This is a genomic window from Streptomyces sp. BE20 (assembly GCF_036322525.1).
In the GTDB taxonomy this organism is placed as follows: domain Bacteria; phylum Actinomycetota; class Actinomycetes; order Streptomycetales; family Streptomycetaceae; genus Kitasatospora.
In genome coordinates this window covers 1-330 of sequence record NZ_JAQYWW010000879.1, presented here as the reverse complement: position 1 = coordinate 330, position 330 = coordinate 1, and the positions used below count along the sequence as shown (strand labels likewise).

1 pseudogene is annotated in these 330 nt (G+C 69.7%); it reads right to left on the bottom strand.

Features of this window, described 5'->3' with window-relative positions:
- A pseudogene (locus tag PUR61_RS19110) lies at positions 1-229 on the bottom strand (threonine/serine exporter family protein); the annotation flags it as partial.
- Positions 230-330 lie beyond the last annotated feature (101 nt).

The following is a 330-nucleotide window of genomic DNA, read 5'->3' as shown; positions in this document are numbered from 1 at the left end:
TCAGCTGCCCGAAGAGGCCGACCAGGCCGGCCGCCAAGCCGGTCGCGACGATCGGCGAGATGGCTGCGTTGTAGACCAGCACGCCGTATCTTGCCCAGGCGATGCCGCTGTTCAGTGTGTCCAGGGCGAGCGAGCGGCTGTCGGTCTGCTGCAGCTTCGCGAAGTCCAGCGTCAGCACCAGGGCGGCGTTCATCTGGTCCGGCGGGATGTGGCGAACGCCCCGAGCCACGTGGCGCGCTTGCAGGCGATTGCTACCGCCCGGGGGGTGATGTGGAGGCCTCCGGGGGTCGCGTTGCCGGGCCACCAGGTAGATCACCTCCAGCAGCCGGG